We start from the raw sequence: 18113 nt of genomic DNA on the forward strand, positions 1-18113 counted from the left end.
TCACCAACTCAGTTCTGCCGGGTCCACATGGTGAGGTCGCTGCTCGTCGCGACGGCGAGGGTGCGGCCGGACGGAGAGAAGCCGGCGGCGCGGAACTCCGAGTGACGGGCGTGGAGGACGTGCCACCATGTCTCGCCGTACGGGTCCTTGTGGGGCCGCCCGCCCGCGGCCGCGAGCACGACACGGTGGTGCGGCCAGTCGGGGCTCACGACTTGGAGGTACCAGCCTTCGGTGGTGCTGTGCAGGCCGCCGCCGTAGAGGCCCGCGATGTGCACCCGGGCGTCTGTGACCGGCCCGAGTCCGGGGCAGGTGAGGTCCGGGGACTCGTCCGGCGTGCCGTCCTCGGGCTCCGGGTCTCGTTCGCGGGCGAGCCGGTCGCCGGTGACGGCGTCGAACAGGCCGTGGCCGCCGGTCGAGACGGCCATCACGAGGTCGTGGCCGGTGTCGGGATGCGTCGCGAAGCCGATGCCGAGCAGTCCACCGACGGGCGCGTCGACGACTCGGCGCCAGGGAAGGGGTGCCGGCAGGACCGGGGTGTCGAGCATCCGGTTCCGCAGGGCGGTCTGGTAAGGGGTCAGTGCGGGGCTGTTCGAGGACGTCACGCGCCCATCGTGCCTCAGCCGCGCTCCGTCGCTTCCGCCGCACTCTGTTCCCGGCAGCAGGCGACGAAGTCCTGCACGACGGGGTCGGCGTCCGCGGCCGGCGGCCAGGCGACGCCGACGCTGGTGGCGGCCACGCCGGTGACGGGGCGGTGGACGAGGCCGGGGCGCGGGTAGTAGCGGGCCGCCGACGCGGGGGCGAGGGCGATACCGTCGCCGTTGGCGATGGCGGTGAGCCATTCGTCGGGATGCTCGGTGACCGCGCCGATGCGGACCGGGTGTCCCTCGCGGGCATCGACGGCGAGCCAATAGTCCTGCCAGGCGCCCGTCTCGCCGGGCGCGGCGACGAACGCTTCGTCCCACAGCTCGCGGAAGGCGATCTCCTCGCGGTCGGCGAGCCGGTGGCCGCTGGGCAGCACGACCCAGCGGGACTCGGTGAGCAGGACGTCGGTGCGCATCCGGTCCTGCCCGGGGAAGGGCAGCCGGAGCAGGGCGGCGTCGACGTCGCCGGCCGCGAGCCCGGCAGTCGGGTCGGACCAGGGCGCCTGGCGCATCTCGACCCGCCAGTCGGGCCGGCGCTCACGGAAGGCCGCGGTGATGCGCGGGGTGAGTTCGTTGGCCGCGCTGGCGAGGAAGCCGATCCGCAGGACGCGGGCGGCGCGGAAGGCCGCACTCCGGGTCTCGCGCCGCAGCCGTTCCCAGTCGTCGAGCAGAGCGGGCACGCCGGCGGCCAGGGCGCGGCCGGGTTCGGTGAGGGTCATGCCGGTCCTGGAGCGGGTGAAGAGGCGCACGTCGAGGAGCGCTTCGAGCTGCCGGATCTGTCTCGTCAGCGCCGGCTGGGTGACGTACAGGCGCTGCGCGGCGCTGGTGAGGTTGCCCTCCTGGGCGACGGCGGCGAAGTAGCGGAGCAGCCGGGTGTCCACATCCATGCCGTCAGGTTATGGAGAGGGGCATTGGCCTCAATCGGTGGGTGCGGCGAGGGTGGCGGAGAGGGCCGGGCACGTGGTTGCCGCCCTCGTTTCCCATCCGTTCGTGGAGGTTCCCGTGTTCGCCCTGTACGCCGTCGTGACCGTTCTGACCGCCGCCGCTCTCGCGTACGGCGCGTATCTGGACCTGGTGGGACACGAGTCGATCGGCGTGCTGGCCGACCGGATCAGCGTCCCGCGTTCGTGGATGGCGCCGCTGGGGGTGTGCCTGGGGGCCGGCGCGCTGGGCCTGCTGGTTGGGCTCGCGGTACCGGTGGTGGGGACGACCGCAGGGGCGGGGCTGATCCTGTACTTCATGGCGGCCGTCGGCGCGCACCTGCGTGTCGGTGACCGCAGGGTGGGCGGGGCGGTCGGCGGCCTGGCGCTGTCGGTGGCGGTGCTTCTCCTCGGGGTGGCAGCCCACGGCGTGGCATGAGAGGGCGTCACACCGCCGATCCGGTCCCCTCCCGTCCCGCCGCTATACGCGGGCCGCCTGCCCGACGGGGTTGCAGCGCCGCGCGAAGCGGTGAGGGGCGTGACCACTGCTCGGGCGGCCCGGGGGTGAGCCCGGCGTTCAGGCCAGGTGGGCTGATACACCAGTGCCGTGCGAGCGCCGGACATCCGGCGAGCGCCGCGGCCGCAGCCGCCGGTGGCCCGGCACCACCGTCATCTTTGCCTTGCTGCGCTCGTCGGGGCTGAAAAGCACAGCCAGGGCCTGCCTCCCGGGCACCCGGCCGGGTGGTCGTCGCGTTGGGGTCTCACGTAGACCGTCCCAGCGGTGCCCGCGATGCGGTACTTGGCGGCAGTAGCCGGAAACTGGTCGGCGTCTACTGGGGGGTGGACGCCTATTCCAGCGGTCCCGCCGGCGGCGACTGGGACGCTGACGCCGTACAAATCAGGCCTGAGTTATTGGTATGCCGGCGGCGTCCAGGCAGGGCCGGAGGCCGCCGGCGATGCGGTGACCCGGCACGACCCGACCTCGACACCGCCGCGCTGGAGTCAGTCCACGGCTTGGCCGCGCTGCGCCATCGGCATCTACACCGACGGCCTTCTCGCCCTGCGCCGTGCCGTCTGCCTCACCGCCGTGTCGATCGCACTCTCTGGTGGCTCACGACTGGGCGGTCGGTCGACGCGGCGGCGGGACGGCTCGGAGCAGCTCCCACAGCGGCCGAGAGCCGGACGCCCACGCAGCGAGGGTGTGGCGATCGACCACGTGCAGTCGCTGCTGCTTGGCGAAGGCCACGGCTGGTGCGGTAACCCGCCCGTTTGTCACGATCACCGCGACGTCGGCGCCGTGGATCTGGCGGGCGGTGCCGTTGAGAACCTGTAAGTCCGGCGTGCCGACCGCGGAGCCGGCGAGGCCGTCGCGGCGGTGCTTGCACTGGATTACCCAGCGCCGTCCGTAGGGATCGGTGGCCTTCACATCGGCACCCAGGTCCCCACCGCCACCAACGCGGACCGCGTCCCGGCAGCCGTCACGACGCATCAGGTCCCGCACCGCGCCCTCGAACCGGGCATGGTGCAGGGCGTCCAATTGGGACACCCCATACCGAAGGCCCTGCGTGCGTACCGCTTCCCACTCGGCCTTCTGCTTCTTCCGGTAGAGCCGGCCCCCGCCGGCCAACACCGCGAGCACGCCAACGATGAAGAGGATCCACCAGTGGGTGAGCAGCCAGTTGACGACGGCCACCACCAGGCCGAGGGCCAAGGCCGCGGTTACAAGGAACTCGATCAGCCGGTCCTCCGGCCGCTGCCGCCGCTTGCTCGGCCTTCGCGTACGCCGCCGTGCCGACGGACGCCTGGTCGTCGCCGTCCGTGCCTTGCGCGGGCGGGAGCTCATCGGCTGGCCTGCGTGACGCCGCTCGCGAGCTGCCCCACGATATCCAGGATCCCCTGGCCGACCGGGGTAGGGGCGAGCAGGACACCGAGCGCCAGGACGATCACGACGGTCATCTTCTCGTCAGATCGGCTGCGTGCCTGGGTGCGTCGCCGCAGCCGCAGGACGACGATGACTGCGAGCAGCACCGCCACGTTGATGGTCAGCAACCGTCCAGACCTCCCCCAACCACCGGCCATCACCATGCGGGGCGGAAAAGCTCCACCTAAGCCTCCTTGTGTAGCCGGACATCGGTGATGCGGGAGGCGAGTTGCCGGCGAATGACAAAAAAGTCATCGGACCTGGCTGAATACCGCGCAGCCGTCCTATAAGCCAGCGACGTGCACAGCGACATGCAGTCTCGGCGCGCACCACCAAGCTTTGGCGGGCCCTGAGGACCGGTATCCAGCCATCGATCGACCCTTGAACGAAGCGCCCAGGCATCGTGGCCACGGTGCGGGTGAAGATGTGGTCAAGCCGCCCGGGGTGCGGTTTTCAGGATGCCTTCGTCGGCCTCAGATCCGACGGAAGAGGGACGACACATGCGGATCGCTGTCGAACTTCCTTACAGCGAGAATGCCGATTGGTATCGGAACTCTTGACGATGGGAAATTGAGGAAGTGGCGCATTTTGCTTCTGGCGCAGCAGGCCCACACTCCGCCTACCGTGTCCGATAGTGGGCTCGGCAACGACTCAGTGCGTGCGGACACACCGGTTCAGCGGCTGGTGGTGCACAACCCGCCGTGGTGAGAATTCGGGGCAGGGGTGGCGGCTCGGATGAGCCCGCGACACCAGGGTCTGACAGTATCGGTGCCAGGCGATATACCTCATGATCTCGTTCCCGCCTGGGGGCGGGCGCCCCGACATGACCTACCGTTCCACGCCGGCTGCATTTTCACCGAAGTCCGGCGTGAGGAGGTGTCACCCGCGGCTGCCTCGGACAGCGGCCCGGAACTGCTCTGGCACCTGAATCGCCCTCATGTCCCTCGGCCCACCACCATCGCGGCGACGAAACTGCCGACGTAGGCAGCGGCGAAGAGTGACGGGATCCACTGCTCGAGGTGGGTGAGCGGCCAGTACTTCGCGTTGTCCTTCCCTTCGCCAAGGGCCTTCCACTCGGCACTCCAGTACGGTGAGGCGGGCAGCCGCTCCTCCATGGCTCCGATCACCGTGTACTTCGCGCCATTGAGCTGTCGGTACGTACGGATGAGGAAGAACCAGGCCCCGCACTGGATGAGTACCGCGAGCAGGGGAAACACCAGCAGCCAGGACGCATGGGCGGGCACGCCTCTCCAGAACGTTCCGATAACGGCGAAGACCGCCGTGTTCAGGGTCAGAAAGAAGGTGTTCGTCAGGCTCCGGCGGGCGCTGACCCGATCGGCCATCTCCACATAGATCTTGTACTGTTCGAGCAGGACGACCTGGTCCGGGGATGCAGGCGCGGACGTGTTCCACAGGGTCGGACGCACGTCGTCGATCGGCGTCGCCTCCGTACCGAGGTACCTCCTGATGCCTGGGGGTATGCCCCTCATACTCATGTCCTCTCTCGGTGGGCCAGCAGATCCTGCAACGCGGCGTAGCGGAACTGGTAGACCGGCCCGGATTCCCTGAGCACACCGCGTCGATGCGCTTCGTCCAGGAAGCGCAGCAGCCTCCATGGCAGTCGTCCGACCGACGCCAGTGCGATACGGGCCAGGAGGTAGCGGAGCCAGGCGCTGCCGCGCAGTGCCAGCAGCAGCGACGTCATGATGACCGCCCCGCAGGTGACCAGCCCTCCGGTGAGCGCCGCGGACAGGCCCGTGTCCCACCCGTACCACACGCCTGCCGCAAGCCCGGAGACGAGGCCGGCCGCCAAGGCGGACCCCAGGGTCAGCAGCCGGTTCACCCTGAGCGAGGCTTCGGGTCGGATCGGCCCCGCACGCGCGAAGCGGCTGGGCAGGGGCGAGCGCCGGGAGCTGAGAGCCGTGGTGAGCGCCACCGCGGTTGTCGCCCCACCAATCAGCCAGCCGTTGGCAAGCGGTTCGTCGGCGGCACCGGGGAGCCGGCCGAGCAGCAGGAACACGCTGGCTGTGATCACTGCGCTCACTGTCCCGAGCAGCACGGCCAGCCGGCCGGCACCCAGCGCCCGGTGCAGTTCCCACCATGCGAGGTCCCGGGTCGCCTGGAGCGTCATGTGCCGCGCCAGGAAACTCAGCCACCGTCCCGCCTGCACCGGGGGGAACAACGGGCGGTCGTATCGGTCACCGGCTCGGCCGTAAGTGACCGGGATCAGATTGGCGAGAAGATGCCCCCGTACCGCGTCCGGGTTGTCGAGCGACAGCAACTCGGCGGACGCACTCGATCGGTCCTGATAGATCTCCGCAGCCAACCGCACCATCACGGGAGAGACAAGGGCCTGCCCGACCGGACCGTGAGGACGCTCCTGGAGTTCACGCCGCAGCCACTCCCACCGGCCCGGGGCACCCCTGCTGTCGAGGTACTCGATCACGTCGCCGGGCGACAAGGACCGGGCTTCGAGGACCGTGGCGCCGGTCATGGAGGAGCGACTCGTTCCGGCGACCTCCATGTACTCGGCGACGCGTGACGTCACGATGTACCTGCCGTGTCGCGGCACCTCCTCCGCAAGGGTACGAAGCGCCAAGGCCCTCACATTGAGAGGCAGTTCGTCCAAGCCGTCCAAGATGGGCAGGATTCCCCCCGTACGCACCAGGCGTGCGTACCGCATGCCGAAGCTTGCGAAGAGGAGGGGGAACTGCTTCTGCAGTTGTCCGGTGATCCAGTCGTGGAGACTTTCGGTCTCCGGGTTCCATGAGGTCCAGTGCAGCAGCACCGGGACCGGCGTCGTCGAGGCCTCCCGCCGGGCGAGGAGTCGTGTGGCCAGCAGGATCGCGGCGTCGGTCTTCCCCGCCCCCGGCCCGCCCAGAAGAACGAGCCGTCCGTGGGGGAGCGACAGGAAGATCTCGACGAGGTCCTCCGACTCCCCCGCCAGAGAAAGCCTCGTGGACGTACTGTCCTTCCAGGGCACCGCCCGGCTCGCGGTCCACCGGACCGGCAACTGATACGGCTCCATGATGCGCCGCTGCCTCAGATACGTCATCATCTGCTCGCGCAGCCTCAGAGCGAGCTCGTCGGCCGCCTCGGCCAGTTCCGGTTCGACGCTGTCGAACACCGGCTCGGGCGTCTGTGCGGCCAGGATCCGCTCTCGTGGCCGCGCGGGAGGCCGCAGGCGGGCGGTCACCTGATGCAGCAAGGGCCGGACGCCGTCCGGGGTGAGCGAGGCGAGCTCCACGGCCGCCCGGCCCGGGCCAGCGGGCCCGGGCAGCAGGAAGGCCGGGATGTCGTCGTCGGAGGCACCGGGGAGCAGCACCGTGAGGAAACGTCCGGGGTCGACGTCGTACGAGGCGCGGACCCGCTCAACGTCGGGGTCGGTCGGACGCCTCCGGTAGGCGGGCGAGGAGACGGCGACCACCAGGTCGGCCTCGCGCATCTCCTCCGCCTGCCAGAGCGGCCAGTCCTCCGGGCGCTGGCCAGGCGGGCGGTCAAGGCGGGCGTCGACTTCCCCGCCGCGCAGCAGGAACCACAGATCACGAACGGCGTCCCAGTGTTCGGCCGAGTCGTAGGGGCAGGTGAGGAACACTCGCGCCGGGGCTGCGCCGCGCGGGCCGGGGCGGGGACCGGGGACGCCGTCGCCGGTGCGTGTCCTGACCCGCTGGAAGCGGACCAGCGCCGACCGCCGCTCCCGCTCGTCGAGCGTCGCCCCGAGCGCCTGGACCCCCTGGTCGGTGAGGTAGCCGACGATACGCTCGGTGGCGGCCAGGATCGTGTTCTCCTGCTGGGGACGGTCTCCGATCGGGGCGAGGATCTCCTCGTAGGCGTAGAAGCTTTTGTAGGGAACTTCCACCTCGCCCCAGTAGCGGTCGGGGTCCGGCAGATGCGAGAGGTACCGTCCGAGCCGGGCGCGGGCGTAGTCGCGGCTGGCCTCCAGTTTGTCGAGCTCGCCGTCCTCGACGCGCATGGGGACGGGAAACATGCGCAACTGGTCGCGCCCTCGCTGCCGGTGTACGGAGGCGGCGACGGCAACCGCACCATCGATGGCCTGCGTGCTGAGGGCGAAGCAGTTGACCAGGATGTCCGGAAACTGGACGGTGCAAATCCCGGCGGTGTCGCTGAAGCCGGTACGGCTGTCGATCAGGACGTAGTCGTAGTCAGCCCGCATGCTGCGCTTGAGTGCTTCGAGGAAACCGCCTCCACCGAGACGTTCGTAAAAGTTGTTCCAGTCGAACGTGGCGACCCGGGTTGAGTACAGGTGGTCCTGCCGGCCGGCCGGAACCAGATCGATCGTGCCTCGCCCCGGGAATGGGTGTTCGACGGACATGGCGTAGGGCCGGATCGCAGCCAGCCGCTCGTGCCATCCCGGCTCGTCCGGGGTGCCAGGGTCCACGGCGGCCGTCGCGAACTCCCAGACCAGATCGATGACGCCGGGCGAGGAACGGAGTTCGTGGTCGGGCAGGAACGGGTGGAAGTACTGGTGCAGGCCGGGTGCTTCCAGATCCCAGTCCACCACGAGCACCCGCAGGCCGTTGGACGCGAGGACCCAGGCAGTGTTGGCCACTGCCATGGAGCGGCCGGTCCCGCCCTTGTACGAGTAGAAGGTGATGATCCGACAGCTCATCCCGTCACCTCAGCTCCTGGGGGAGCGTGAGAACCGGCCGGGTCCGCGGACCGGCCTCGGTCACACGGCGCCTGGCTGCGGCACGGCCGAGGATGCGTGCCCGGATCTCGATCAGTGTCTGGCCGAGCACCTTCTCGAACTCGTCCATCGACCAGATGTCCTCGCGGAACAACCGGTCGCCGGCATCCATCCAGTTGCCCAGACAGGCGTACAGCTTGTCGTGAGCGCGGCTGCCTTCTGGACTGTTGGGGCTGTCAACGCTCTCCCAGGGCACCAGCACAGTCGAGTGATGCGAGTTCAGGCGGTCCAGGCGGGCCAGCAGCGTCTCGTACACGGGCAGCTCCACCGACCACGGGTCGACGATGAGGACGACCATTTCCCCGTGCTTTTCCGCCCGGTCCAGGAGCACGAACAGCGACTCGTCGGCGGGCTTCAGGTAGGAGATCATCTCCTGGGTGGTCGCCACCCCCTGGGCCCGGACCACGACGCGGTCGGGGCAGCCCGGGTGGTACGGGCGCCAGTCCGCCCAGTCGTGGCCATAGGTGCCCAGGACGGTGCGGACGACCCTCATCGTCTCCTGGTCGCCAACTGCGACGACGAAGGTGACCTGCCGGGGGCCGCCGCTTTCGGTGCTCCCCGCCTGCCGGGGTACGGGGGTGGCGTCCGGCGCGGGAGCGAAGGCGTTCGGCGCGGCGAGCAGGTCGGGCACCTCGCAGGGGGTGGGCGGGGCGGCGGCGGCCTTGAGGATCTCGTTGCTGAAGCGGACGAGGAAGTTGCGGTACAGGCTGTCATTCGCACGGAGCTGGAGGAGGTAGCGGAGGCCGAACTCCCGGTACTCGGGGCCGAACTTGTCCCGTGTGTCCTGGAGGTACCTCGCCACCGCCGGCGGCTCTTGCACGGGGGGTACCCACCACACCGGCAAGATCCCGCCGGGCTTCTCCACCGTCGTCTCCTGCAGCGCCTGATGGGCTGCTGAGCGGGCGGCGAAGGTGTGCCATTCCTGGCCGCAGGTGTGGCTGGAGAAGAGGTGCGGCGAGTAGACGGGGATGAACACCGAGCACGTGCCCAGTGCCGCGCCGGTCGTACGGGGCCATATGGCGCCGGTGGGCTGCTCCCGGTCGAGGAATCCGACCAATTCGAGGTCCAAGCCGCCGCGGACCGACACTTCGGCGCACAGGTCGTGATAGAAGCGATCCAGATAGGGGTCCACGGCATCGTCCCGCGAGTAACTTAAGAAGAACAGCGGCGGCACAGGACCTCACTTGCAGTCGACATCCGCGATGCTGCGGTGACCATACTGGACGCAGGCGGCCGCGAGTGGGCGAAGCGGGAACTGCGGTGTATGTCCGTGCGGAGGCAGCCCCGTGATCGCGGCCGGTTCGCCGTTCGCACGTGCGACACGAAAGCATACGAACCGCCGTCTGCATGCGGCCGGTCTCCGTACACTGACGGACATGGCATGCCTCATCTGTGAGCTCGTCGGCGGCTGCGCCGATCGCGACCGGCTCGCGGCGTTCTGAAGCCAGGTCATCAGGTACGTCGAAGTCGACCGGGAGGACGACGGGAGCCTCGAGATCGGACCGCCCGGCCCCGGCCGCGGCGGCCCGGCGCCGACACCCCCTAGCGGCATGGTGCAGCTCGGGCCCCGGCAGCGTGCTGGTGGGCCCGGACCGCGGTCGAGTCGACGCAGACGATCGTCCAGTCGACCTGCCCGACAGCTTCCGAGTGCTGCTGGACATGGGCCAGGAGGCGGTCCCAGGTGCCGTCGGCGGACCAGTGCCGGAAGCGGTCGCAGACCGTCTTCCACGGCCCGTACCGCTCCGGCAGGTCACGCCAGGCAGCCCCGGTGGACAGCTTCCACAAGATCCCGTTGACGAGCTGGCGCCGGTCCCGAACAGGCCGGCCCATCCGGCCCGACGCCGGCAACGGAGCGATCAACGCCCATGACCCATTGGTCAGTTCGTGTCGACGCACCACGGACGGAGCAACGACCGACCGACTTTCCGGACACGACCTGGGCCTGTTGGCGCCGGCCGCAGTCCTGTGCCGTCTCCTCCCGGCGCCCGGGCGAGGTGCCGCTCACCGGCCTGACCCAGAGCCCCGCCGGGCCCGGCCCCCACGCACAAGGCGCGGGAAGGATGAGGAGCGCCTCGGGAGAAGCCCCGAGCAGGAGTACGCCCCGGCGGCAGGGCCATCCGGGGGGTCTGGCCGTCGCCGGCGCAGGCCGAGGACGCCGGGCCGGGTCATGCTGGAGGTGTGTCCGAACGTGACGATTTTCTGGCGTGGGTCAGGAGCGCGCTGTACGAGGCGGAGGTCGCGCTGCACAACGGCGACGCCGCTCCCCGGCGTGCGCTGTGGTCCCACACCGAGCCGGTGAGCGTGCTGGGGGCGTGGCGCAACGCCGTCGGCCGCGACGAACTCGACGCCCTCTTCACCGGCCTCGCGAACTCGTTCTCCGACTGCACGTCGTACGTGTACGAGCTCCAGGCCTACGACGTCCGCGGCGACATGGCGTACACCGTCGGCCTGGAGCACACCTCCGCCTCCGTGGACGGAGAACCCCGTACGTACACGCTCCGCGCCACCCAGGTGTACCGCAGGGAGAACGGCACCTGGCACGTCGCCCACCGGCATGCCGACACCGTGACCGCCTGACCGTCCCCAAAGTGCCTCGACCGGCATCACCAGCCGCGCCGGCGCCGGTCTTCTCCACGAACCGATCACCCCAATACCCGTCTGACGCGTGCGGTACCGATGCCGCCCCGGTAGGCGAGGCGCCCGCCACATCCGGCGACCGCCTCGGCAGGAGGACGGGCCTACGTAACCGGTAGCCGCCCCCGGTATGGCGACATCCCCGCAGCGCGCTGTGCCGCCGGTGGATTGGCACCCGGGCATCGCGCACGCACGCCCGGGGGGCAGGAAATTGGTCACTCTGTGGGCGATAGGTCCAGTGCCCGGGCCAAGGCGGCCGTGACGGCGGCGGCGTGTGTCGGCAGGTGGTGGTCGGCCCAGGTTCCGGCGAGGCGGAGAAAGTCCCGCAGATCCGCCTGGGCACCGGTGACGAGCGCGCGGACCTCGTCCACCGGGAGCTCGATCACCGGGCTGCCGTCCTCAGCGTCGGCGTCGAGAGTCAGCCGGACGGTGTCGCCGACACGTTCGGCCACCGAGGACGGGTCGTGGCCGAAGTTGGAACAGCCGGTGCCGTCCAGCACCTCCCACCAGTCCCGCCAGGTCTCCAGGCCGTTGCAGCAGCCCGGCTCGACGAAGACGGTGCCGGTGGCTGTGTCGGTCACCCGGAACCCGCCGGCGGCGAACAGGTCGGGCATGGTGAGCAGCCCGTGCAGGAATGCGCCGAGCGGGTCGGTGGGGCACGGCCCGTGCTCCTCCTCCGGCTCGAAGTCGTTGCAGTCGGCGATCCGCATGACCGCCGTGCCGACCTCCGCCGGAGTCAGCTCCCCGTCCAGCACGAGGTAGCCGTACGACTCGTTCCCGCCAACCGGCCAGAGCGCGAAGTCGTCGGCAGCGAAGATCTCCAGAACGGGTTGCATCACAAGCACACAGGGATGATGCCGGACCCACTGGCACACCGCCACGGGCTTCGGCTGCGGCGTCCGGCGCGGCGGGCGCCCGCTGCCTGGGGCGATTCGCGGTTCGCCTCGGGTAGGCGGTGCCGCAGCGCATGGCTGTCTGTTCGGTGATGCGGAAAAGGGCGCTGACCGCGGTTCCGTCAAAATTCACTGGAGAGGCGGGAGCCGCCCAGATCGACGATGCCTGTCGACGTGGTCACTTGATCACTGCGACGATGTCCCGATGGTTTCGTCCGTTCTTCCCGAACTGTGGTTGCGTGGTGTCGCGGCCAATCCAGCCGCGTCCTCCGAGGTTCTGCTGCGTCTGCTGGCCGTGCAGGCACGCGGCGCCTGGACGGTCCTCTGCCAGGAGCGTCGCCTTCCCGAAGACGTCATCGAAGCAGTGGTCGCGCACCCGGACCCGGCTGTCCGCCGATCCTTCGCCCGCAACTGCTGCGCGACTCCCGAGCAGCGCGGCCGACTGGTCAACGATTCCGACGCGCTCGTCCGGGCGGCGGTCGCCTTGGGCCCCCGCCCTGGCGTGGGCAGGGTCGAGGCGCTGCCCGACGATGTCCTGGAGACCATCCTGACCGTGCAGGACGACAACACTCGGGACCAGTTGCTCACCGCGAGCGAGATCAGGCAGGAGCTGGAGTTCTCCGGACAGATCTCACCATCGTTCCGCCGCAGGATGCACGATCACGAGAACCCTGAGCTGCGGTCCCAGGCTGCCGGCCTCTGGCTCTGGCTCACGCCCGCGCAGCGCCAGGCGCTCCTGGCCGACCCTGTTCCCTCGGTGCGCGAATCCGCGCGCGATCACAGCCGGATCCTGGACCCGGCGGCGATGGAAGCGGACTTGCCGCAGCGTGACTGCCACCACCGGTCGCTGCTGCTCGTCAACTACGCGGTTTCGCGCACCGTGGCCGAGCAGTGCCTCGCGGACCGGCGTGACCTGTGGGCGCTCGCCCACAACCCCCACACGCCCAGCGATGTCGTCGCCCGCCTGGCGCGCGATTCGGATCCCCACGTACGTGAACGAATCGCCGCCCGGGCCGATCTGGACCCCGGGCTGCTGGCCGAACTGGCCCAGGACCCGGACGACTCCGTACGCACTCGCGCCCTGCTGCAACCACTTCCGCGTGCCTGGTCGGAACGTAACGCCATCGATCGCGTCATCGGCTGCGCGGCGGAGCGTATTGGCCCTGTCGGCGAGATGCTCATCGAGCCGGAGACAGGCTGGTACGCATCATGTGCCGCATCCACGCATCCGCTGCTCCGTCGAGTTGCCGCCACCTGCCCCCGGCTTCCCGAGGAACTGGTGCACCACCTGGCTGAAGACCCCGACCCCGACGTGCGCCACCTGCTGGCGTACAACCATCCACTCGCGCCGCCCGACGTCATCCTCGACGCCTTCATAGCCACACCACGCCAACGCCCCTACCTGCTCACGCTTCCCCGCCTGCCCCGCAGCGGCCTGCACCACCTCCTCGACCACCACGACCCGGACGTCCGTGCTCTCGCCGCCACGGACACCAGCCTGGACCAGCCGCCCGTCCGCCTGCTGGCCGACTCCGACTCGCGTGTTCGCCGAGCCGCAGCCGCCAACCCCCTCCTTCCCGTCGATCTGATCTCATCGCTCCTGAACGCGCCCGAGCATGCCGAAGGAGCCGCGGCCAACCCCAGCCTGCCGCCCGAGCGCCTTCACGAACTGCTCGACCTCAGCGGGCTTCCCCCGGTGGCGCCAGGCTGAGCCTGCGGCCCTCTCCGAGGTCATTTACGGAAGTCCGGTCAGAGCCCTCAACGGCCCGGGTCGCTTCCCACCCCGCATGCTGGGTCTGTGAACTGTGGAATCGCGGAGCGGTGCCATGAGCGATGACTGGCGGCTGGTGCGGATCGGGATGGGGCTGACGAGTGAGAGCCCGACCGTGCTGCGACGGCTGACGTCGAGGTTCGCAGTGGTCGGGGAGGTTCAGTTCCTGCCGAGGTGCTCGGTTCCGCTCGTGGACGAACTGATGTGCAGCGGTTGTCGGGCCTGACGAAGGCGCAGCGCCTGTCGTTCCCGTCCGACGCTTTTCTGCTCGCGGGAGGAAGCCGTGGAGCGGCAAGGCGGGCTCTGCGCCCAACCGTACGCCCGGCCGGGTCCTCCTCGACAATTCCCGGAGGGTGCGGCTGGTGCGGCACCGGACATCGCGGGCTGGGGGCGTCCCTGACCGCTTGCCCGCGGAACCGGTCGGCCCCGGCGCCCCCTCTTGGGCACGCGACGAGCCGGTACCGCCGCTGGGCTTGGAGCCGGCGCTCTGCGCCGAGCCGGATGGCTCCCCCATCAGCGAAGGAGGTGGCAGAGGCCGTGCGCGCTCCCCATGGGCACAGGACGCCGTTGTTGTCTCGGCGCCTGGAGGGCGAGCGTGCACAGGGCAGCGGCCAGGTACAGCAGCGCTTGTCAGATTTCTCCACTGGCGGGCGTTGATGACGATGTGCCGCCGGGAGTCTCTGTCAGGGCAGGGGGCGGAGGGCTCCGAGGGTGACGGTGACCAGTCGGTCGACTGCGGCTTGGGAGGTGAGGGTGGAGGCGGCGGTCAGGGCGTGCAGGCAGTAGGCGGCGAGTTCGGCGGGCGGTACGTCGTCGCGCAGTTCTGCGGCCTGGGCGCCTTCGGTGATGAGGGCTTCCAGCAGGCCGGTCAGGTGCTGTTCGGCGTGGCTGACGTGCTCGCTTCGGTGGAGGAGGGTGGCCAGTTCTCCGCCGTGGCGCTGTCGGGCGATGTCGGCGTAGGCGGTCGCGACGGCCCTCAGGCGCTGGGTGGTGCTGCCGGGACGGTGTGCGGCTTCGGCGAGCTGGTGGAGGTGGGCGGTGACCTGCCGCTCGTGCCAGGCGCCGAGGACCGCTTCGGCGTCGGGGAAGTACTTGTAGAGGGTGGCCCGCCCGATACCGGCCCGCTCGGCGAGCTGGGACATGGTCACCGCCCGCAGGCCGCCGTCCTCGATCAGTGCGGCTGCCGCGTCGAGGATGGCCTCCCGTACGGCGTGGCGGTGCGCATCGATGGTCTCGTTCCACAGCTTCGGCACCCGCCCAGGATACGGACGCCCACGGAGGGATACACTCCGTATGGCGTAGAGACAGGTTGTCTCGTAAAATTTGTGATCGATTTCGTGGAGGCGTCATGTCCGGATCGTCGAGTCCTTCCGGCGCTCACGGCGAGGAGGACCACCGGGCGCCGCGCTGGGTGAAGATCTCCGCGAGCATCGCCGCGGTCCTGCTGGTGGTGTTCGTGGTTGTGCACCTGGCCGGCGGGGGCATGGTGGGGCACACGCCGTGACGGTGTTCGGGCCGCGGCTGCGCAAGGCGGCGCTGACCGCGCATGTGACGGCCTCGTTGGGCTGGTTCGGCTCCGTGGCGGCGTTTCTCGCCCTGGCCCTGGCCGGGCTGTTCAGCGGCGAGCCGCAGACCGTGCGGGGGGCGTACGTGGCGATGGAGGTGGTCGGGTGGTTCGTGATCGTGCCGCTGAGCATCGCGACGCTTGTGACGGGGGTGGTGCAGTCCTTGGGCACGGCGTGGGGGCTGGTACGGCACTACTGGGTGATCGCGAAGCTGCTGATCACCGTCGTCGCCACCGTCCTGCTGCTGGTGCACATGCAGCCCGTCGGGCACTTGGCCGACGCCGCGTCCCGGGCCGTCCCGGCGGGTGGGGACCTTGACGGCATGCGGATCCAACTGGTGGCGGATGCCGGCGCCGCCCTCGTGGTCCTGCTGACGGCGGCCGGGCTCTCGGTGTTCAAGCCACGCGGGATGACCCGGTACGGGGTCCGGCGCCGCCGCCGCGAGCAGGGCCCGAGCGCGCCGCGGGCGGCCTCGGTCTGATACCGCGTGGCGGGAGGGGTCACCGGAGGTCCGTCCGGTGGCCTCTCGCTGTACGTGCGGGTCAGCTTCCGGCGCGATACTACGTGCCGAAGCCCTTCTGGAACGCGTACGGACCTACCAGCAAACGGCCACCGAGCAGGTGGAGAAGCTGCGCGTGCAACTGGCCCGCGCCGAGGACTTCGCCGCCACCCTGGGTGGTGTTCGGGGGTGCGCCAGCTTCTGCGGCGTCCGGGCCTCGCACGAGCAGCCCGACGGCAGGGGCGAGAGGTGGTTCCGCCCTCCGACGGTGTTCGCCTCCGCAGTTGAATTCGTGAATCCCGCGGGCGGTCGTCCATTCACCGGGACGCCAGGGTGCCTTCGCCTCGCTCATGGCGTTTGTCTGCGACGGCGCTGCGTCCGGCGGGACTCGGGCAGGCCCCTACCGCACTACGCCGGTGCGTGCGTGCTCTGGGCAGCGCGCACCCGGCGTAAGGGACGTCCAAGTTTGGTCCCGTCATCGGACCGCAGGCCGCAATCGGTCTCTGTGTACGGCCGCGTTCGCGGTTGTCAGCAGCAGTTGCCTTCCGTCGTGCTCGCGACGGCTTCGAGACGGCAGAAGCAGGACGCGTTGACCGGTACGTCCGCCATGGCGGATGCCATCTTCAGTTGCTGGGCCACGATCTGCGCTTCCGCTGTCTTGCCCAGGCGCACGAGACACTCGTGGAATCCGTGCAGCGCCCATACGTTGCCGGGGTGCTGTGAAGGACGCGGCAGCGTGTCGTCGAGGCCGAGGTCGGCCCGGTAGACGGCCTCCGCCTCTTCCACGCGTCCCTGTTCGAGAAGCAGGGCGCCGTACGCGTGGCGGGTGGGCTGCATCCATCCCCACGGCTCGTCGTAGGGAAGGTTGTCGTCGAGTGCGATGGACCGCTCCAGAGCGGCGAAAGCGGCGTCGTGGTCGCCCTTGCGGTACTCCAGTTCCCCGTCGAGCATTTCCGACGCGATCGCGAGGATGTCGACGCAGGTGTTGTTGAACAGCATGCGTGACTCGGGTACGCGGGAGACTGCGTCTCGGAACAGTGCGCGTTCGGTCTCCGCCTCAGGAATCCGGCCGGTCGCCGAGAGGGCGACGCCGCGGGCGTAGTGGAGCATCGCCGTCGTCGTGCAGTACAGCTCCGGGTCGGCGGGCAACGGTAGGTCCAGGATGTCGGCCCAGCGGCCGAAGCGGATGAGGACGTGCACCCGCATGGCGAGGAAGCCCTCCAGCCAGTCGGCCATGGGCGGGCTCTGCACCCGCAGGAGGGCCTCGGGAATGGAGGCTTCGAGCTGCGCGGCGGTCTCCAGGGCGGTCGCCGACTGGCCGAGAAACATCGCACCGTAGATCTTGAAGTGGTAGTTGTGCGAGCGGTACAGCGTGTAGAAGTTCATCGCGCCGGCCCGCGCGTGGTACTTCTCGTCGGCGGCGATCGCGGCGGTGTTGTCCGACACCACACGCCGGTAGTCCCCGCAGAGCACGTCCAGGTGTGTGGGCATGTGCTGCAGATGCCCGGCGTCGGGTACGAGGCCACGGAGCCGGTCCGCGACGGGCAGGGCGGCCTCGGGGGTCGGAGACATCTCCATGAGGTGGACGTACATGTGCAGAAGGCCGGGGTGCGCCTTCCCGGGCCCGGTATCGATGGCCCGCTCGAGGACCGCCTTGGCCTCCAGCGTGCGGGAGCCTTGCGCCGGTTCCCCGGTCCGCAGGTCCCACAGCCGCCAGGGCGTGAGGTTCATCTGTGCGTCGGCATGGAGTGTGGCGACATCCAGGTCGTCGGGAGCGAGTTCGTACACGGCGCGCATGCTGTCGGCGTAGGGCTCGTTCCACACCGAACAGTCCTCGACCGCTTCCGCCTGCGGATACCGGTACCGCAGCGCTTGGATCAGGGCACGCTCGACGGGCGTGGCACCGGCCGCCTTCTCGTGCGCGCGTTCGACGGCTGCGTGGGTACGTTCGACGGTTCGGGCCAGGTCCTCACCGTCGAAGAACTCCCAGGGCTTGTTGTAGTTCGGCCCGAGTGCGTAGGCGATGCCCCAGTAGGCCATCGCGCAGTCCGGGTCCGCCGCGGCGGCGGCTTCGAAACAAGCGACGGCCTCCTCGTGGTGGAAGCCGTACGACCAGATCAGCCCGCGGTCGAACCACATCTGGGCGGACGGGGAGGACGTCGTCACGGGGCGGGTGTGGGTGCCGAGGTCGTAATAATCCATCCGTCTCTCCTTAAGGTACGGCCCGGTCGGTCCGGCGACGCGTACGAGCCGTTCGGCCCGGCCGGACATGTGGACGGGCTGCGACCGTCACTCACTGACCCAACGTCGTGAAGGCCTCCGGGGACACCTGCTTCGAGCGTAGAACCGATCTCGCCCGGCTGGGGGACGTACGCGTCGGGTTCGGGGCGATCTCTCGGACCAGGCGGTCGTGCTGCCGGGCATCGCAGAACTGATCACTTTCCCGTGACCGCGTGGTCCGACCTGTCCCTGCGCCGACTCCTTGGTCTGGACGAGGCCGGAGTCCTCCATGTGACGACGATCAGGGAGTGGGCCAGGGACGCACCCGCGGCGGCCGCGGC

The 18113-nt window shown here is 69.8% G+C and carries 15 protein-coding genes and 2 pseudogenes; 6 read left to right on the forward strand and 11 right to left on the reverse strand.

Going from position 1 to position 18113, the window contains the following annotated elements; translation table 11 throughout:
• Positions 1 to 8 precede the first annotated feature (8 nt).
• Positions 9 to 545 carry a hypothetical protein gene (locus tag E2B92_RS00650; RefSeq protein WP_126882926.1) on the reverse strand — a complete coding sequence of 179 codons (537 nt, stop codon included), beginning with the start codon at positions 543 to 545 and terminating at the stop codon, positions 9 to 11.
• Between the two features lie 71 nt (positions 546 to 616).
• Positions 617 to 1528, reverse strand: coding sequence for a LysR family transcriptional regulator (locus E2B92_RS00655; protein ID WP_126882822.1), 912 nt, complete (start codon positions 1526 to 1528; stop codon positions 617 to 619).
• Between the two features lie 103 nt (positions 1529 to 1631).
• On the opposite strand from E2B92_RS00655, the gene E2B92_RS00660 reads away from it, so the two are divergent.
• A complete protein-coding gene (locus tag E2B92_RS00660; protein ID WP_235023619.1) occupies positions 1632 to 2000 on the forward strand; it encodes a DoxX family protein in 369 nt (122 codons plus the stop codon).
• Positions 2001 to 2672: 672 nt separating this feature from the next.
• Here E2B92_RS00660 and E2B92_RS00665 read toward each other — a convergent pair.
• The 6 genes and pseudogenes from E2B92_RS00665 to E2B92_RS00695 form a co-directional block, all read right to left on the reverse strand.
• Positions 2673 to 3404 (reverse strand): restriction endonuclease, encoded by a 732-nt coding sequence (locus E2B92_RS00665; protein WP_126882821.1) that lies wholly within the window; start codon positions 3402 to 3404, stop codon positions 2673 to 2675.
• Entirely contained in the window at positions 3401 to 3610 is a 210-nt protein-coding gene (locus E2B92_RS00670; RefSeq protein ID WP_126882820.1) for a hypothetical protein, read from the reverse strand. The genes E2B92_RS00665 and E2B92_RS00670 overlap by 4 nt, the downstream gene beginning before the upstream one ends.
• A gap of 807 nt (positions 3611 to 4417) precedes the next feature.
• Positions 4418 to 4909, reverse strand: a complete 492-nt coding sequence (locus E2B92_RS00675) for a RipA family octameric membrane protein (RefSeq protein ID WP_200836898.1) — start codon at positions 4907 to 4909, stop codon at positions 4418 to 4420.
• A gap of 65 nt (positions 4910 to 4974) precedes the next feature.
• Positions 4975 to 8112 carry a KGGVGR-motif variant AAA ATPase gene (locus E2B92_RS00680; protein WP_260604286.1) on the reverse strand — a complete coding sequence of 1046 codons (3138 nt, stop codon included), beginning with the start codon at positions 8110 to 8112 and terminating at the stop codon, positions 4975 to 4977.
• 4 nt (positions 8113 to 8116) lie between these two features.
• Positions 8117 to 9364: a TIR-like protein FxsC gene (locus tag E2B92_RS00685; RefSeq protein ID WP_133115758.1), complete on the reverse strand. Its 1248-nt coding sequence runs from the start codon at positions 9362 to 9364 to the stop codon at positions 8117 to 8119.
• Between the two features lie 386 nt (positions 9365 to 9750).
• Positions 9751 to 10089 (reverse strand): annotated as a pseudogene (locus tag E2B92_RS00695) (IS5 family transposase); the annotation flags it as partial.
• 279 nt (positions 10090 to 10368) lie between these two features.
• On the opposite strand from E2B92_RS00695, the gene E2B92_RS00700 reads away from it, so the two are divergent.
• Complete coding sequence (locus tag E2B92_RS00700; protein WP_126882817.1) at positions 10369 to 10767, forward strand: nuclear transport factor 2 family protein; 399 nt, start codon at positions 10369 to 10371, stop codon at positions 10765 to 10767.
• Between the two features lie 272 nt (positions 10768 to 11039).
• On the opposite strand, the gene E2B92_RS00705 is transcribed toward E2B92_RS00700, so the two are convergent.
• Positions 11040 to 11660, reverse strand: a complete 621-nt coding sequence (locus E2B92_RS00705; protein ID WP_126882923.1) for a hypothetical protein — start codon at positions 11658 to 11660, stop codon at positions 11040 to 11042.
• Positions 11661 to 11922: 262 nt separating this feature from the next.
• Between E2B92_RS00705 and E2B92_RS00710 the strand changes: the two genes are divergently transcribed.
• Entirely contained in the window at positions 11923 to 13428 is a 1506-nt protein-coding gene (locus E2B92_RS00710; RefSeq protein WP_126882816.1) for a hypothetical protein, read from the forward strand.
• A gap of 743 nt (positions 13429 to 14171) precedes the next feature.
• Here the strand turns inward: E2B92_RS00710 and E2B92_RS00715 are convergent.
• Entirely contained in the window at positions 14172 to 14741 is a 570-nt protein-coding gene (locus E2B92_RS00715) for a TetR/AcrR family transcriptional regulator (protein WP_126882815.1), read from the reverse strand.
• Between the two features lie 95 nt (positions 14742 to 14836).
• Here E2B92_RS00715 and E2B92_RS32575 point away from each other — a divergent pair, with 95 nt between their 5' ends.
• The 3 genes and pseudogenes from E2B92_RS32575 to E2B92_RS33180 all read left to right on the forward strand — a co-directional run.
• Positions 14837 to 14992 (forward strand): hypothetical protein, encoded by a 156-nt coding sequence (locus E2B92_RS32575; RefSeq protein ID WP_160159720.1) that lies wholly within the window; start codon positions 14837 to 14839, stop codon positions 14990 to 14992.
• The gene (locus tag E2B92_RS00720; protein ID WP_235023620.1) at positions 14989 to 15534 is read left to right on the forward strand and encodes a hypothetical protein; all 546 of its coding nucleotides are present in this window, start codon (positions 14989 to 14991) and stop codon (positions 15532 to 15534) included. Before E2B92_RS32575 ends, E2B92_RS00720 begins: the two co-directional genes overlap by 4 nt.
• A gap of 88 nt (positions 15535 to 15622) precedes the next feature.
• Positions 15623 to 15727 (forward strand): annotated as a pseudogene (locus E2B92_RS33180) (MerR family transcriptional regulator); the annotation flags it as partial.
• A gap of 353 nt (positions 15728 to 16080) precedes the next feature.
• On the opposite strand, the gene E2B92_RS00730 reads toward E2B92_RS33180, so the two are convergent.
• Positions 16081 to 17754 (reverse strand): hypothetical protein, encoded by a 1674-nt coding sequence (locus E2B92_RS00730; protein WP_126882814.1) that lies wholly within the window; start codon positions 17752 to 17754, stop codon positions 16081 to 16083.
• Positions 17755 to 18113: the final 359 nt, after the last annotated feature.

Source organism: Streptomyces sp. WAC05374, from assembly GCF_004353505.1.
GTDB lineage: Bacteria > Actinomycetota > Actinomycetes > Streptomycetales > Streptomycetaceae > Streptomyces.

What these genes read in the sequence shown, in the direction of transcription:
- E2B92_RS00650 (WP_126882926.1), bottom strand. Translation starts at nt 545, where the DNA reads ATGCTCGACACCCCGGTCCTGCCGGCACCCCTTCCCTGGCGCCGAGTC.
- E2B92_RS00655 (WP_126882822.1), bottom strand. Translation starts at nt 1,528, where the DNA reads ATGGATGTGGACACCCGGCTGCTCCGCTACTTCGCCGCCGTCGCCCAG.
- E2B92_RS00665 (WP_126882821.1), bottom strand. Translation starts at nt 3,404, where the DNA reads ATGAGCTCCCGCCCGCGCAAGGCACGGACGGCGACGACCAGGCGTCCG.
- E2B92_RS00680 (WP_260604286.1), bottom strand. Translation starts at nt 8,112, where the DNA reads ATGAGCTGTCGGATCATCACCTTCTACTCGTACAAGGGCGGGACCGGC.
- E2B92_RS00705 (WP_126882923.1), bottom strand. Translation starts at nt 11,660, where the DNA reads ATGCAACCCGTTCTGGAGATCTTCGCTGCCGACGACTTCGCGCTCTGG.
- E2B92_RS00710 (WP_126882816.1), top strand. Translation starts at nt 11,923, where the DNA reads ATGGTTTCGTCCGTTCTTCCCGAACTGTGGTTGCGTGGTGTCGCGGCC.
- E2B92_RS32575 (WP_160159720.1), top strand. Translation starts at nt 14,837, where the DNA reads ATGTCCGGATCGTCGAGTCCTTCCGGCGCTCACGGCGAGGAGGACCAC.
- E2B92_RS00730 (WP_126882814.1), bottom strand. Translation starts at nt 17,754, where the DNA reads ATGGATTATTACGACCTCGGCACCCACACCCGCCCCGTGACGACGTCC.